The following is a 13602-nucleotide window of genomic DNA, read 5'->3' as shown; positions in this document are numbered from 1 at the left end:
TGACGAGACCCATGCTCCCCCTGCACCCGCACGACCCGCCCTCCGCGGGCCCCTACCGTCTCCTGGCCCGGCTGGGCGAGGACCACCGCACCCGCTCCTACCTCGGGGCAGTGCCAGGCAGACCACCGGTCCGGGTGCGCATCCTGCGTTCCGCCCAGGCCACGGACCCGACCTCGCGGTCCGCCTTCGCCCACCGGGTGCGGAGCGCGTCCGGACTGGGCGGCCCGCACGTGGCCGCCGTGCTCGACGCCGACCTGGACTCCCCGGTCCCGTGGGCCGCCACCGAACGCCCGCTGGGGACGGATCTGGACGGACTGGTCCGGGACCACGGACCACTCCCGACCGCCGCCCTGCACTCCTTCGCCCTGGCCACCGCCCAGGGGCTGGCCGCGCTGCACACCGCACAGCGCGCCCACGGAGCCCTGACCCCCGAAAGCGTTCTGCTGACCGGCGACCGTGCGCTGCTGGCCGACCCCGGCCTGATCCCCTCGCACGAGGCCCAAGACGGAGCTGGCGGTGTGTTCGATCCGCCCGAGGGCGGCGGTACCCCGGCGGGTGACGTGTTCTCCTGGGCAGCGGTCCTGTGCTTCGCCGCCAGCGGGGTCGAAGGGCCCCGCGGCCTGGACCGGGTGCCCCTGCAGCTCCGGGGCGCGGTCGACGCCTGTCTTCAGGAGAACGCGAACCTTCGCCCCAGTGCGGTCGACCTGGTCATCATGCTCGGCGGGACGGCCTCCGCCGCGCCCTGGCCCCCGGAACTGGCCTCGGTGATCGATGTCTCGGCCGTCGCCGTGCACCGGGCCCTGCCCGCAGAACCCGCCGCTCCCGAGCCCGGCGGCCGGGGCCGGTTCATCGGGCTGGCCGCCGGGGCGCTGGTACTGACCCTTGTCACGGCCACCGGCGCCGTCTGGGGTTACGACCGCCTGTTCGCGCTGCCCCAGGAGAGCACCGCGGACGGGGGTTCGGACCCGACGGACGCCGGCCCGGACGACGCGGCCTGCCTGGACGGGATCGGCTTCTCCGAACCCGGCGGGTGGGAGGGCGAACTCAACGCCGGGGAGGCGGTGTTCTCCCCCGACGGCGACGTGCTGGCCCTGGCCGGGGACGACCACGGGCTCAGTCTGTGGGACTGGCGCGAGGGTGAACTGCTCGCCGTCCCCGCGGAGGGGGCGGACCTGGTCCGTGACGCGGTGTTCTCCCCGGTCGGCTGCAGGGTCTCGGCCATCCGGGCCGAGGACGTCGAAGAGGCCGAGCGGGAGGAGAGGCCCCCCTACCGGCTGGCTACCACCTACGACGTCCCCACCGGACGCACCCAGGACCACCTGGGCGCCCAGCCGGCTCCTCGCCCGGACGGAAGCCGGGAACGCACGTCCGTGTCGGCCAGTGCCTTCAGCCCTGACGGCCGGTTGCTGGCTCTGGGCACTTCCACCAGGTACGAGGTCGACCGGGACGACTCGATCGGGGTGGTGGACGTGGAGACCGGCGAGTTGGTGCGGACCTTCAACGACGGGGAGAGCACCGGTTCCCTGGCCTTCCTCGACGACACCAGGCTCGCCGGTTCCGGGAGCGACACCATCACCGTCTGGGACGTGGAGACCGGCGATCCTCTCCAGACCGTCCGCAACGTCGCCTCGCGCACGATGGCGACCGTCCCCGGACGGAACCAGGTGCTCTACGTCAGGAACGGCGAAGTGGTCTGGCGCGACCTGGAGAACGACTCCGAGCTGGGCGCCTTCCCCCTGGACGACTACGCCGCGGTCCCCTTCGGCGCCTACGTCAGGTCGCTGACCCCCGACGCCGAGCGCGGCCTGGTGCACATCGCCTGGTACCACTCCACCGGGGAGGAGGACCCGGCCGACCGCAGCACCATCCGCCGTGCCCACCTGTGGGACGTGGAGACCGGCGAGGACCTTCTGGCCGGGAACGAGGACCCCATGCTCCTGGGCGCCGCCTTCCACCCCGAGGTGATCGCCGGGGTCGGTGCCGACGGGAACGTCAACATCATCGACCCGGACACCCTGGAGACCGTTGACGTCATCGGGTGAGGCGAACACTCCAGACGCCACACGATCCCCGTCACCGGGCACCGTCCGCTATAGCGTGACATCACGCATCCGCCGCCGGAGAGGAACCGCAGCATGCCCAGGAACAAGGCCAGACACGGCGCGATGGCCGCGCTGAACTCGCTGCTCGACAACACCCGCTCCGCCGCCAGCTCCACCACCGCTTTCGGATCCCCGGTGACCTCCGGGGGCACCACGGTGGTTCCGGTGGCCCGGGTCAGTTCCCTGAGCATCATGGGCGGCGGCACCGGGAACGTCCCGTTCTTCGGCGGCGACGGCGCGGGAGGCACGGGCTGCACCCGTGTCCGCCCGTCGGGCTTCCTGGTCCTCACCCCCGAGGGGGCGGCCTTCCGCCCCATCCGCCAGCCCGCCGCGGCCCTGGCCATCCCGCTGGCCGTCATCACCGCGGTGGCCGCCACCCGTATCGTCACCGTCTCCGTGCGCGAGGCCCGCCGCCGCAAGCGGATCGCCGCAGCGCAGGAGAAACAACAGGAGTCGGTTCGTTAGGGGCAGACCCGGCACAGCGAACCCGTCGAGGGAAAGCGGCCTCGACGTCATCGAGCAGGGAGGAGGCACGGCTCGGCACCTCGGTCGTCCACCGGGCGGGGTTCTCCACGAGTTCGCCCATCCTGAGGCTTTCCTCCACATCGGATTCCGCGAACGGGATCCCCCTCGTCCGCGGCCAGCGCGTGGACCGAGCACACGATCATCAGGTCATTCGTCAGGTTCGGATCGTCACCGAGAAGCAACGCGCCGGGGACCTGCACCAGGGCGACCCCCTCATGCCCGGACGGGGAACCGTCCCAGGGCTCCGGTCCCGGTTCCGGCTCCTGAACCGCTCCGCCTCCCCGGTGACAGCCCGTGGTGTGACCGGGGACGTACCGCTTTCCGGAGCGCTCGGATAGCCTCGGCTGGTTTCGGCCGCACTGTTGTTCGGAGGGCGCGCGTTGTCCGGGGTCATCGTCGGGTTCGGAGTCATCGCCAGCGTCGTCGTCATCGGCTACATGCTCGGACGGATCCCGCTGCTCGGCCCGGGGACCAGGGAGGTCCTGAGCAGGCTGGCGTTCTACGTGGCCAGTCCCGCCCTGCTGTTCACGATCCTCGCGCGCACCGATCTGTCCATCCTGGTGTCCGACCGGGTCCTGGTGAGCGTCCTGAGCGTGGTGGCCGTCGCTCTGGTCTTCCTCACCGCCGGGATCCTCCGGCGATGGGGCGTCGGGCGCACGACCGTGGGCCTGCTGGGGTCCTCGTACGTCAACGCGGGCAACCTCGGCATCCCCATCTCGGTGTACGTCCTCGGTGACGCCACCCTGGTCGCTCCGGTCCTGCTCTTCCAACTGCTCGTGCTCGCCCCGGTCTCGCTGACCGTGCTGGACCTGAACAACGGCGGGGTGCGCGGCTTCTGGCCGGTGCTGCGCCGTTCGCTGGGCACCCCGGTGCGCAACCCCGTGGTGATCGCCTCCGTCGCCGGGGTCGCGGTCTCCGCCTCCGGCTGGGCGCCGCCCGCGCCGTTCATGGAACCGTTCGAGCTGGTCGGCGGCATGGCGGTTCCGGCGATGCTGCTGGCCTTCGGGATCTCCCTGCACGGCAGCTCCGTTCCGGGGCGCGGCGGCCCCGAACAGGTTCCGGTGCTGCTCGCCGTGGCCCTGAAGTCCGCGGGCCAGCCGTTGGCGGCCTGGGCCCTGGGCTCCCTGGTGTTCGGCCTGGCGGGCGCGGACCTGTTCTCGGTGGTGGTGCTGGCCGCCCTGCCCACCGCGCAGAACGTGTTCAACTACGCCACCCAGTACCGGACCGGCGAGACCCTGGTCCGCGAGGTGGTCCTGCTGACGACCCTCCTCACCGTCCCGGCCCTGTTCGCCATCACGTTCCTGCTGGGTTGAGGCCGCGGGCCGGGTGGGAGGTGCCCGCACGGGAGGGGCCCGACGCACGGGGTGCGGCAGGGCCCGGGCAGGTCCCGGGAGGACCGGGCAGACACCAGGAAAGCCGCCGTAAAAGGTTGGTCATGGCCGGGTAGCGGGAACACTCATCCCCAGGGCCCGCCCCCACCCCCTTGGGGGACGGGCCCGTCCACGTGAGGCGCGCCGCCCGGGTAGCTGACGGGGAACCCCGGGAACCGGCGGCCGGGACCGCTCACGGGCGGGAGCCGACTCGGGAATCCGTGCGGAAGGGGCCGGTGCGACCGCATCCGGGTCGCACCGGCCCCTTGTTCCTCCCGGGCCCGCGAGGGCGCCGAGCCCGGCCCCGTGCAGGGCCGGGCCGGGGCTTTCGGAGGCTAACCCCAGGCCAGAGCGGTCAGCTCCGGGTCCTCCAGGGCGGTGCCGATGTCGCGCAGCACCTTCGATCCCAGCTCACCGTCGACCAACCGGTGGTCGAAGGACAGCGACAGGGTCGTCACCTTCCGGATCTTCAGCTCGCCCTTGTGGACCCACGGCATGTCGCGGATCTGCCCGAAGGCGAGGATGGCGGCCTCACCCGGGTTGATGATCGGCGTACCCGCGTCCACGCCGAACACGCCGACGTTGGTGACGGTGATGGTTCCGCCGGACATGTCGGCCGGGCTGGTCTTGCCCGACCGCGCCGTCTCGGTCAGGGCCTTCAGGGACGCCGCCAGCTCCGGAAGGGTCTGGGAGTCGGCGTCCTTGATGTTGGGCACCACCAGGCCGCGTTCGGTGGCGGCCGCGATCCCCAGGTTCACGTAGTTCTTGACCACGATCTCCTGGTTCTCCTCGTCCCAGGAGGCGTTGACCTCCGGGTGGCGGCGGACCGCCATGAGCAGGGCCTTGGCCACCAGCAGGAGCGGCGACACCTTGACGTCGGCGAAGTCGGGGCGCTCGCGCAGGCGGGCCACGGCCTTCATCGTCCTGGTGACGTCCACCTGGAGGAACTCGGTGACGTGCGGAGCGGTGAACGCGCTGTTCACCATGGCCGCGGCGGTGTGCTTGCGCACGCCCTTGACCGGTACGCGCACCTCACGGGCGGTGCGGTCCGGCGCGGGCGCGGCTTCCGGCGCCGCGGCGGCCGGGCTCGGCGCCTGCTCGGCCCCGGCCGCGGCGTGCACGTCCTCACGGGTCACGATCCCGCCCTTGCCGGTGGGTGTGACCGTCGCCAGGTCCACCCCGAGGTCCTTGGCTAGCTTGCGCACCGGCGGTTTGGCCAGCGGACGGCCCGAGGCGGGTTCGGGGCCCGCGGAGGCCGCCATGACACCGGGGGTGTTCGCGGGCGCGGGCTCGGTGAGCTTGGGCGGTGGTGCGGACACCGGGCCCGAGGGGGCCGGACGGCGGCGGGCGCGGCGCTGGGTGGAGGTCGCCTTCTCGCCGTAGCCCACGAGGGGCTTCTCCCGTTCCTCGGTCTCCTCGGCACCGCCTTCGGCGGCCCCGTCCGTGGCGGCCCCGCCACCGGAGCCGCCGGTGCCGTCGTCCACGGTGATGATGGCCGAACCGACCTCCACCGTCTCGCCCTCGGCTGCCAGCAGCTCCCTGACCGTGCCCGCGAACGGGCAGGGCAGTTCGACCACGGCCTTGGCGGTCTCGATCTCACAGATCATCTGACCGTCCGCGACGGTGTCGCCCGGTTTGACGTACCAGGTGAGGAGCTCGGCCTCGACCAGCCCCTCACCGACGTCGGGCAGCTTGAACGTCTGCACGCCGTCGACCGCGGGCGTGCTCTTGTGAATCGCCATGTCTTGCGGTTCCCCGATCTAGTACGCGAACGCCCGGTCGACCCCGTCCAGGACGCGGTCCAGGTCCGGCAGGTAGTGCTCCTCCAGCCTGGACTGCGGGTACGGGGTGTCGAACGCGGCCACGCGGATGACCGGCGACTCCAGGTGGTAGAAGCACTCCTCGGTGACCCGGGCCGCGATCTCCGCACCGGGGCCGCCGGTGAGGGTGGCCTCGTGCGCCACGACGAGACGGCCGGTGCGCTTCACCGACTCGGTGATGGTGGGGTAGTCGACCGGCGAGAGCGAGCGCACGTCGATGACCTCGATGGAGTGGTCGGTGTCGGCCTCGGCCGCCTGGAGGGCGGTCTTGATCATCGGACCGTAGGCCAGCAGCGTGCAGTCGGTGCCGGGCCGCGCGATCCGGGCCGCGCCCATCGGGGTGACCTCGGCGAGGGAGGCCCCGGTGTCGACCTCGGCCTTCTCGTAGTAGCGCCGCTTGGGCTCCAGGAAGATGACCGGGTCGTCGGAGCGGACGGCCTGCTGGATCATCCAGTAGGCGTCCTCCGGGTTGGCCACGGTGACCACGCGCAGTCCGGCGGTGTGCTGGAAGTAGGCCTCGGGGGACTCGCTGTGGTGCTCCACCGCACCGATGCCGCCGCCGTAGGGGATGCGCATGACGACGGGCATGCTGAGCTTGCCCGCCGAACGGCGGCGCATCTTGGCGAGCTGGGTGAAGGTCTGGTTGGCGGCGGGGAAGAAGAACCCGTCGAACTGGATCTCCACCACGGGCCGGTAGCCGCGCATGGCCATGCCGATGGCGGTGCCGACGATGCCGGACTCCGCGAGGGGGGTGTCGATGACCCGGTCCGCGCCGAAGTCCTTGTACAGGCCGTCGGTGACCCGGAAGACGCCGCCGAGCTTACCGACGTCCTCGCCCATCATCAGGACCTTGGGGTCGTGTTCCATGGCGGCGCGCAGGCCCGCGTTGATGGCCTTGCCGATAGTGAGGTTGGTTCCCATGGCCTAGCGGCCCCCTTCCGCGCCGGCGCTCTCGAAGGAGGCCAGGTAGTCGGCGAACTCGGACCGCTGCTGGTCGATGTGGACGTTGGGGTCGGCGTAGACCTCGTGGAAGATCTCCAGCGGCTCGGGGTCGGGCATGGACCGGCACTGGGTGCGGACCTGCTCGCCGACCCGGTCGGCCTCCTCGTCGATCTGCGTGAAGAAGGCCTCGTCGGCGAGGCCGTTCTGCTCCAGGTAGCGGCGGACGCGCAGGATCGGGTCCTTGGCCTTCCACTCGTCGAGTTCGCCCGCGTCACGGTAGCGCGTGGGGTCGTCGTTGGTGGTGTGGGCGCCCATCCGGTAGGTGAACGCCTCCACCAGCGTGGGGCCGTTGCCGGTCCGCGCGTTGTCGAGGGCGGCGCGGGAGACCGCGAGGCAGGCGAGGACGTCGTTGCCGTCCACGCGCACGCCGGGGAAGCCGAACCCGGCGGCGCGCCGGTAGATCGGCACGCGGGTCTGGCGGTCCAGCGACTCGGAGATCGCCCACTGGTTGTTCTGGCAGAAGAAGACCACGGGTGCGTTGTTCACCGAGGCGAAGTTGAACGCCTCGTTGGTGTCGCCCTGGCTGGTGGCCCCGTCGCCGAAGTAGGAGATGACGGCGGTGCCGTCCTCGCCGACGGCGCCGTCGCGCTGGATGCCCATGGCGTAGCCGGTGGCGTGCAGCGCCTGGCTGCCGATGACGATCGTGTAGAGGTGGAAGCCGTGTTCGTGCGGGTCCCAGCCTCCGTTGGTGACCCCGCGGAACATGCCGAGCAGTTCCTTGGGTTCGATACCGCGGCACCAGGCGACGCCGTGCTCGCGGTAGGAGGGGAAGGCCATGTCGTCTTCGCGGAGTGCGCGTGCGGAGCCGATCTGCGCCGCTTCCTGGCCCAGGAGCGAGGCCCACAGGCCCAGCTCGCCCTGGCGCTGCAGCGAGACGGCCTCACTGTCGACCCGGCGGACCAGGACCAGGTCCCGGTAGAGAGCGCGGATCTCCTCCGCGTTGATGTCCAGGGGGTAGTCGGGGTGCTGTGTGAGCTCCCCTTCGGGTGTCAGGAGCTGGATGAGCTCCGGTTCCTCGTGCGCGGCGGTTTCCGACACGTCGCTCCTCGGGTTCTCGGGGCCGACTTCGCGTGGGTGAACGCTGATCGACCGTTTAACGGTCCACGCGCACCCAGGGTGTCGGGCGGGCGCGGACAGCCCTCCCCACATCGTGACAGAACTCACCATGGAGAGCGCAAGCCCCCGACGACACCTTTTACGCTGCGCGACCCATACTCCCGGACGCGTGACCAGGCTGGATACCAGGGCTTCCTAGCATGTACAAGGCCTTCCAACTACTTTGCGGCAACGTGTCCGCAACAGGCGGATAGAGCCCTGTCCGGAACCCGGGACGCGCCCGGTCGGGCCATGGCAGGCGTGCAGAGGGCCGCACCGGGCCCCGCGCTGCCGGTGCGGCCGTTCGGGTGGGCCGTGGCGGCTCAGCTCAGGAAGGCGACCAGGTACTGACCCATCGCCCCGGCTGTGACAGCCAGGGCGTAGCCGGTGACGAGGAGGCCGGTCCGACGGCGGGGCTTGCGATGGCTGGCCGGGCGGCGGGGACGGTCCGACCTACGCGGGAGCGGTGGAGGCGGCGCCTGCTCCCTTCGGGGGCGGGGGATCGACACCGGACGTTCGGGCTCGGGGTCCTGGTCGGGCTCGCGGTCCGGCTCCGGAGCGGGGGCGGGTTTCGGTTCGGGGGTGCGGTCGGGGGCGGCGTCCTGACGCCGGCAGGATTCCGAGGACTCGGCCCTTCGCATCCACTCGGGCAGGTCCCCGTGGGCGAACCGGCGGCGCAACCCGGGGGTGTCGGGCATTCGCGCGAGGAGTTCGCGCTGCCTCGGGGTGCGGCCCAGGGAGACCAGGGGCGGGAGTGCTTCGGGCGCGGTGCGGTCGGCGTGGTTCACCTGGGGGCGGATCCCGGGGTGGAGCGCGGTGCGGTTGAATCGTCGGCCCCGGGGCGCGTCCAGGACCCGTCGCAGGTCGAGTGGCATGGTTTCGGCGGTCATCGGGCACCCCCGCAGACACAGGTGGTGGAGGGGGCGGTGGGATAGGTGAACTCGGCCCACAGCACCGTGCCCAGCACGCTCAACGAATCCTGTTCGGCCCAGCGCTGGGTTCCCCATTCCTCCGCCAACCGGTGGATGAGCTGGAGGCCGCGCCCGGACTCGGCCTGTTCCCAGTCCTCTACCGAGCGCCGGGCGGGCGGGAACATCGGGCGGGTGTCCAGGGGGCCGTCGTCGATGACCGAGAGCCGCAGGGTGGTCCGACGGCCCATCACGACGGGGGTGGAGAGCATCCGGAGCACCGTGCCGCCGGAGCTCTGGGAACGGGAGTGCCTGACGGCGTTGGCAAACGCCTCGCTCGCGCAGAGCTCGACGTCCTCGCGGAGGTGGCGGGGAACCCCGGCAAGGGATGCCAGGTCAGAGCGGAGTTCCGTCCGGAAACGGGGGCAGGCGGTGGGCGTTCCGGGGTACTGGCGGGCTTCCCAGCGCCGCCCCGGGTAGGCGGGCGTGGGGATCTGAGAGACAATGGACACGTCGGCAACTCCTCGTCGAAGGGTTGGTTGTCGGCCTGGCCCCGGGGGTGTTGCACCACCCGCCGGGGTTTCTCATGCCACCGGAGCAACGCTGAAGCCCAGCGTCACTGCTGATGTACGCAACGATAGAAACTTATGGCATAACCATCAACACATATGCAATAAGTTCGTCAAGATCTTGCTCCGCCAGGCATGAGGGGACAGGTACACCCCGGCGCTACGGTGGGACGCGAGTACACGTCATGCCGGAAGGGGCACGCTGGATGAGCACCCTCGAACCGCCTCGTGCGCGGTACAAACAGGTGGCCGCGCTACTGCGCGACGCCATCCGGAGGGGTGACTACGCGCCAGGCAGCACGCTGCCCAGCCAGCCGGACCTCGCTCGGGAGTACGGGCTCAACCAGAGCTCCATCAGTCGGGCGGTGTCCATGCTCCAGGCCGAGGGATGGGTTCGGACCGAGCACGGCCGCGGATCCGTCGTCCTGGAGATGCCGATCGTCAAACGTGTTCGGAAGATCGACCGTGACTACCGTTCCCCGCACAGCGGCAGCTCCTACGCCGAAGAGCTCACGGAGGCGGGGCTGACACCCCGCACCGAGCTCGTCCGTTGGGGCGAGGAAGCACCCAGCGAAGAGATCTCCGAGGTCCTCCAGCTCGCCCCTGAGGACACGGTGCTTGTGCGCAAACGGCACATGTTCGCCGACGAGAAGCCCGTTCAGCTCGCCATCTCCCACATTCCCATGCAGGTCGCTGGCAGCACCGAAATCGCCATGCCCGACACCGGTCCGAGCGGCATGTACGAGCGGCTGGCCCAACGTGGTTTCGGGCCGGTCCGCTTCTCCGAGGACATCGAAGTACGTGGAGCGACCGCAGAGGAATCCGCCTTCCTCGACATCGCCCAGGGGCAACCCGTCTTCCAGGTCATGCGCACTGCCTTCGACACCGAAGAGCGGCCGGTCGAAGCCTGCTTGAACGTCCTCGCCGCACTGCGCTGGCGCCTCACCTACACCTGGGATCAGCCACGATGAACGACGGTGTTCTGCACAGTGTCAGTGTCAGCGCGATCGTGGTGCGCCCCGAGGACGGAAAGGTCCTCGTCATCCAGCGTGCTGACGACGAGCGGTGGGTTCCGCCGGGCGGTGTCCTGGAGCTCGTGGAGACCCCCGAGCAGTGCGCGGTTCGTGAGGTGCGGGAAGAGACCGGGGTCGAAGTCCGGCCGCTACGGCTGACCGGGGTCTACAAGAACATGAAGCTCGGCGTGGTCTCCCTGGGTCTGCTGTGCGAACCGATCGGCGGCCAGGCCCGACCCAGCGACGAGGCGCTGTCCGTGGCCTGGTTGGCGCCCGAAGAAGCGATCCGTACCGCCCCCGAGGCCCGGGGCATCCGCATCGCCGACGCGCTGTCCGACGACGGCCCCTTCATCCGCGTCCATGACGGAACCCATCTGTTGGCCAGCAGCGCCGGAGGCGACTTTGGTTAGCGGGAAGGTCAGCCTCCGGATGACATCCGTCATCGGTCGGCCCGTGCGGAACGCAGGGGAAAGCGGTGATTCGAAGGACTGCCGGGTCCGCACGCGCCGAAGTTAGGTTCGGTGCATGAACCACGAAGAGCAGCGACCCCCGGCATCCGCGCCGACCCCACCGACAGCTCCTCCCGGTCCTCCCCCGCCGCCCGAGGCGGGTGCTGCGCAGCGCGGGCGCCGCGGTCCGCGTCCGGTGCCTCCGGGCCGGGAGTACCACGAGGTCCTCACCACGGACAAGCGCCGGATCTGGCGGGGCATCGCCGCACTGGCGCTGCTCATGGGCGGGATGCTCGTCCTCTCCTTCGGGTTCACGATCCTCGGCTTCCTGATCGACGCCGCGCTCGGCAGGGGCAACATGTTCGAGGGCGAGTTCGAGGTCACCCCGGTCAACCAGGCGGCGGGCCTGCTCGGGCTCGCCCTGCTCCTGCCGTGGAGCATGCTCGTCCAGCGATGGCTCTACGGCGTGAAGGGCGCTTCCCTGCACTCGGTCCTGTCGCTCTTCCGCCTGGAGGTGTTCGGCCGGTCGCTCCTGATCATCCTGCCGATCTGGACGGTCTACATGGCCGCCTTCACCTTCCTCATGCCCTACGAGCAGACGGACTGGCCGTACACCGACCTCGTGCTGATGTTCGCCGTCCTCATGCTGCTGACACCGCTGCAGTCGGCCGGTGAGGAGTACGGCTTCCGCGGGCTGGCCTTCCGGGTCGCCGCGAGCTGGGGGCGAGGACCGCGGGCGGCCCTCATCCTGGGCGTCGTGGTGTCGAGCCTGCTGTTCATGGTGGCGCACGCGGCGTTCGACCCCTGGCTGAACATCTACTACTTCGTCTTCGGCGCCACCCTGGCGCTCGTCTCGTGGCGCACCGGCGGCCTGGAGCTGGCGGTGGTCGTCCACGCGGTGAACAACACGGTCGCCTTCCTGCTCGTGGTCATCACGCACACCGACCTCGCAGAGGGGATGGACCGTTCGGCGGGGGTCGGTTCGCCGGTCATGCTGGTGCCCTGTGCACTGCTCATCGTGATCACGGCCGTGGTGTGGTTCCGGACCCGGCGTACGGGACCGCCGCGGACTCCGGTGCCGGAGCCGGGCCCGGGGGCGGAACCGGTTGCGCGAACGGGGCCGGGAACTGTCTGAACCGATCCCGTTCTCGGGCACGACAAAAGCACCGACATCCACCCGGAGTCACTGTCGGTGCGTTTTCCGTGAGAAATCCATGAGTCGCCCGCAGTGGCGCGGCCTCGCATATCCGCACCGGCCCGTCAGGGCCGCAGGAGGGCGGTGACGCACTTCCCCACCGCTTCTTCGGGCGCCTTTCGCCCCGCTCGCTCCGGGCGGTGTGAAACCGTTCGCCGGAGCCTTCTCGGACGCCTTCCGAGCCCCTGGACCGGGGGCTCTCGTCCGTTCGCCGACCGCCGGTCGTGTCCGGTTATTCGGACGCGGCCCGGGCCTGCTGCTCGGGAACGCGCATCCCGCGCTCGCGCCCGTAGTCGGCGAGCATCTCGCGGAGCTGGCGGCGCGCCCTGTGCAGTCGGGACATGACCGTCCCCAGAGGCGTCCCCATCCGGGAGGCGACCTCCTTGTAGGCGTAGCCCTCGATGTCCACGAGGTAGATGACCTCCTGGAACTCCTCGGGCAGTCGGGCCAGGGCCTGCTTGATGTCGGAGTCGGGCAGGTGGTCCAGGACCTCGGTCTCGGCGGAGCGCATCCCGGACGAGGTGTGCGCCTCCGCGGCGGCCAGCTGCCAGTCCTTGATCTCGTCAGTGGTCTCCTGGCGCGGTTCCCGCTGCTTCTTCCGGTAACTGTTGATAAAAGTGTTGGTCAGGATCCGGTAAAGCCAGGCCCGTAGATTGGTGCCGGCCCTGAACTGGTGGAAATTGGCGAAGGCCTTGGCGAACGTCTCCTGAACGAGGTCTTCGGCGTCGGCCGGGTTGCGGGTCATCCGCAGGGCCGTCGGATAGAGCTGGTCTGCGAACGGTGTCACCGCGGTGGCGAAGTCCAGTGTCTGTTCCTCGTCGCGGGTGGCACCGGCCGTGGAGGTCTGATCCTTTTCGAGAGTCGTCAAGATTCCCCCTCGGGACGACCGAACGATCACTTCCACACTGTTAGACGCAGCATCACACTCCCAATGATGACATCAATTGCCGTGATCCGGGTCACGAACGTACCGATTCCATCGCCAGTCCCGGTAAGGATGCAGTAAAACCCCTGCGTGTCACCTGGCCGGGACACGGACGCGTCCCCGGGTGTCATACGCTGGCGACGCCCGCCAGGCGCGTCCCGACGAGGTGCCCTTCGACCGGCGGAGCAGTGGCATACCCGTTTTTCCTGTGGAGGACCCGTGGCCCGCGTCGTGGTTGACGTCATGCTCAAACCCGAGATCCTGGACCCCCAGGGCCAGGCCATCGCCGGCGCCTGCTCCCGCCTCGGCTTCGAAGGGGTCGAACAGGTCCGCCAGGGCAAGCGCTTCGAGGTCGAGGTCGAGGGCGAGGTGGACGAGGCCAAGCTCGCCGACGTCCGCCGCCTGGCCGAGACCCTGCTCGCCAACACCGTCATCGAGGACTTCGAGGTCCGACCGGCCTAGGACCGGACCGCCCCTGGCTCCGGCGGTACCCGGGCCACCCCGTTCTGACACCCAAAATGTCGGAAGTGTCCAAGATGTTCAGCCGCGCCCCCTGGGGGCGCGGCTGTTCGTTTTACCCGGAGCGGCCTCGGGAAGGCTTCCTAACGTGCCGAGCTGGTAACCGACAG

13 protein-coding genes are annotated in these 13602 nt (G+C 70.3%); 7 read left to right on the top strand and 6 right to left on the bottom strand.

Translation table 11 applies throughout. From position 1 onward, the window contains the following. The first annotated feature begins 11 nt into the window (after window positions 1–11). The 3 genes from IE195_RS25900 (at window position 12) to IE195_RS25890 (ending at window position 3940) form a co-directional block, all read left to right on the top strand. A complete protein-coding gene (locus IE195_RS25900) occupies window positions 12–2042 on the top strand; it encodes a WD40 repeat domain-containing protein kinase family protein (RefSeq protein WP_191276393.1) in 2031 nt (676 codons plus the stop codon). A gap of 93 nt (window positions 2043–2135) precedes the next feature. Further along, window positions 2136–2567 carry a GerW family sporulation protein gene (locus tag IE195_RS25895; protein ID WP_191276391.1) on the top strand — a complete coding sequence of 144 codons (432 nt, stop codon included), beginning with the start codon at window positions 2136–2138 and terminating at the stop codon, window positions 2565–2567. Window positions 2568–3007: 440 nt separating this feature from the next. After that, window positions 3008–3940, top strand: coding sequence for an AEC family transporter (locus tag IE195_RS25890; protein ID WP_191276389.1), 933 nt, complete (start codon window positions 3008–3010; stop codon window positions 3938–3940). Window positions 3941–4332: 392 nt separating this feature from the next. On the opposite strand, the gene IE195_RS25885 is transcribed toward IE195_RS25890, so the two are convergent. The 5 genes from IE195_RS25885 to IE195_RS25865 all read right to left on the bottom strand — a co-directional run bounded on the left by IE195_RS25885 (window position 4333) and on the right by IE195_RS25865 (window position 9334). Then, window positions 4333–5739, bottom strand: a complete 1407-nt coding sequence (locus tag IE195_RS25885) for a dihydrolipoamide acetyltransferase family protein (protein WP_191276387.1) — start codon at window positions 5737–5739, stop codon at window positions 4333–4335. 18 nt (window positions 5740–5757) lie between these two features. Further along, on the bottom strand, window positions 5758–6738 hold the full coding sequence (locus IE195_RS25880; protein WP_191276385.1) for an alpha-ketoacid dehydrogenase subunit beta: 981 nt from the start codon (window positions 6736–6738) through the stop codon (window positions 5758–5760). Between the two features lie 3 nt (window positions 6739–6741). Further along, window positions 6742–7857, bottom strand: a complete 1116-nt coding sequence (gene pdhA, locus IE195_RS25875) for a pyruvate dehydrogenase (acetyl-transferring) E1 component subunit alpha (protein WP_191276383.1) — start codon at window positions 7855–7857, stop codon at window positions 6742–6744. Between the two features lie 380 nt (window positions 7858–8237). Continuing rightward, the gene (locus tag IE195_RS25870; RefSeq protein ID WP_191276381.1) at window positions 8238–8804 is read right to left on the bottom strand and encodes a hypothetical protein; all 567 of its coding nucleotides are present in this window, start codon (window positions 8802–8804) and stop codon (window positions 8238–8240) included. Beyond that, entirely contained in the window at window positions 8801–9334 is a 534-nt protein-coding gene (locus IE195_RS25865) for an ATP-binding protein (protein WP_191276379.1), read from the bottom strand. Before IE195_RS25865 ends, IE195_RS25870 begins: the two co-directional genes overlap by 4 nt. A gap of 263 nt (window positions 9335–9597) precedes the next feature. Here IE195_RS25865 and IE195_RS25860 point away from each other — a divergent pair, with 263 nt between their 5' ends. The 3 genes from IE195_RS25860 to IE195_RS25850 all read left to right on the top strand — a co-directional run bounded on the left by IE195_RS25860 (window position 9598) and on the right by IE195_RS25850 (window position 11988). Continuing rightward, window positions 9598–10362: a GntR family transcriptional regulator gene (locus IE195_RS25860; protein ID WP_191276377.1), complete on the top strand. Its 765-nt coding sequence runs from the start codon at window positions 9598–9600 to the stop codon at window positions 10360–10362. Continuing rightward, entirely contained in the window at window positions 10359–10814 is a 456-nt protein-coding gene (locus tag IE195_RS25855) for an NUDIX hydrolase (RefSeq protein WP_191276375.1), read from the top strand. Before IE195_RS25860 ends, IE195_RS25855 begins: the two co-directional genes overlap by 4 nt. Window positions 10815–10929: 115 nt before the next feature. Then, window positions 10930–11988 carry a CPBP family intramembrane glutamic endopeptidase gene (locus IE195_RS25850; RefSeq protein ID WP_191276373.1) on the top strand — a complete coding sequence of 353 codons (1059 nt, stop codon included), beginning with the start codon at window positions 10930–10932 and terminating at the stop codon, window positions 11986–11988. Between the two features lie 292 nt (window positions 11989–12280). Here the strand turns inward: IE195_RS25850 and IE195_RS25845 are convergent, their stop codons facing one another. Then, the gene (locus IE195_RS25845; RefSeq protein ID WP_191276372.1) at window positions 12281–12916 is read right to left on the bottom strand and encodes a sigma-70 family RNA polymerase sigma factor; all 636 of its coding nucleotides are present in this window, start codon (window positions 12914–12916) and stop codon (window positions 12281–12283) included. Between the two features lie 276 nt (window positions 12917–13192). Here IE195_RS25845 and purS point away from each other — a divergent pair, with 276 nt between their 5' ends. Beyond that, window positions 13193–13435: a phosphoribosylformylglycinamidine synthase subunit PurS gene (purS, locus tag IE195_RS25840; protein ID WP_014910038.1), complete on the top strand. Its 243-nt coding sequence runs from the start codon at window positions 13193–13195 to the stop codon at window positions 13433–13435. Window positions 13436–13602: the final 167 nt, after the last annotated feature.

Origin of the sequence: Nocardiopsis terrae (assembly GCF_014651695.1) — a bacterium.
Lineage (GTDB): Bacteria > Actinomycetota > Actinomycetes > Streptosporangiales > Streptosporangiaceae > Nocardiopsis > Nocardiopsis terrae.
The sequence above is the reverse complement of the archived record's forward strand: the minus strand, read 5'-3'. Positions and strand labels throughout refer to the sequence as shown.

What these genes read in the sequence shown, in the direction of transcription:
- IE195_RS25885 (WP_191276387.1), bottom strand. Translation starts at nt 5,739, where the DNA reads ATGGCGATTCACAAGAGCACGCCCGCGGTCGACGGCGTGCAGACGTTC.
- IE195_RS25895 (WP_191276391.1), top strand. Translation starts at nt 2,136, where the DNA reads ATGCCCAGGAACAAGGCCAGACACGGCGCGATGGCCGCGCTGAACTCG.
- IE195_RS25870 (WP_191276381.1), bottom strand. Translation starts at nt 8,804, where the DNA reads ATGACCGCCGAAACCATGCCACTCGACCTGCGACGGGTCCTGGACGCG.
- IE195_RS25850 (WP_191276373.1), top strand. Translation starts at nt 10,930, where the DNA reads ATGAACCACGAAGAGCAGCGACCCCCGGCATCCGCGCCGACCCCACCG.
- IE195_RS25900 (WP_191276393.1), top strand. Translation starts at nt 12, where the DNA reads ATGCTCCCCCTGCACCCGCACGACCCGCCCTCCGCGGGCCCCTACCGT.
- IE195_RS25855 (WP_191276375.1), top strand. Translation starts at nt 10,359, where the DNA reads ATGAACGACGGTGTTCTGCACAGTGTCAGTGTCAGCGCGATCGTGGTG.
- IE195_RS25860 (WP_191276377.1), top strand. Translation starts at nt 9,598, where the DNA reads ATGAGCACCCTCGAACCGCCTCGTGCGCGGTACAAACAGGTGGCCGCG.
- IE195_RS25880 (WP_191276385.1), bottom strand. Translation starts at nt 6,738, where the DNA reads ATGGGAACCAACCTCACTATCGGCAAGGCCATCAACGCGGGCCTGCGC.